Origin of the sequence: Spongiactinospora gelatinilytica (assembly GCF_003236385.1) — a bacterium.
In the GTDB taxonomy this organism is placed as follows: Bacteria; Actinomycetota; Actinomycetes; order Streptosporangiales; family Streptosporangiaceae; genus Spongiactinospora; species Spongiactinospora gelatinilytica.
The window spans coordinates 1-421 of record NZ_POUA01000893.1 but is presented as its reverse complement, the minus strand read 5'-3'; the positions used below and the strand labels follow the sequence as shown (position 1 = coordinate 421).

Annotated in this window: 1 protein-coding gene; it reads left to right on the top strand. The window is 39.7% G+C overall.

Translation table 11 applies throughout. The features are described 5' to 3' along the window. Window positions 1-21: 21 nt before the first annotated feature. A partial coding sequence (gene mtnN / locus C1I98_RS46740) for a 5'-methylthioadenosine/S-adenosylhomocysteine nucleosidase (protein WP_233508599.1) occupies window positions 22-421 on the top strand: 400 nt, incomplete at its 3' end.

Genomic DNA, 421 nt, shown 5'->3' with positions numbered 1-421 from the left:
GGACTAGAAGTTGGAGACGTGGTGCTATCAACTGAAGTGGCGTACCACGACGTAGATGCAACAGCATTTGGCTATGAATATGGTCAACTCCCACAACAAGACAGTGCTAGATTTAAGGCTGATGCGTCATTAATTCATCAATTTGAATTAGCAGCTCAGAATCGTAATTTAAATACAAAAAAAGGTCTAATTGTTACTGGTGATCAATTTATTGCTAGTGCTGATAAAGTTAAAACTATTCTAAAAAACTTTCCAGATGCTTTATGTTGTGAAATGGAAGGTGCGGCAGTCGGACAGGTGGCTCATCAATTTGACAAACCATTTATTGTGGTACGTGCTATGTCTGATACCGGTAATGATGATGCGGATGTTTCTTTTGACGAATTTATTATTGACGCTGGAAAGCGCTCCGCATCAATGC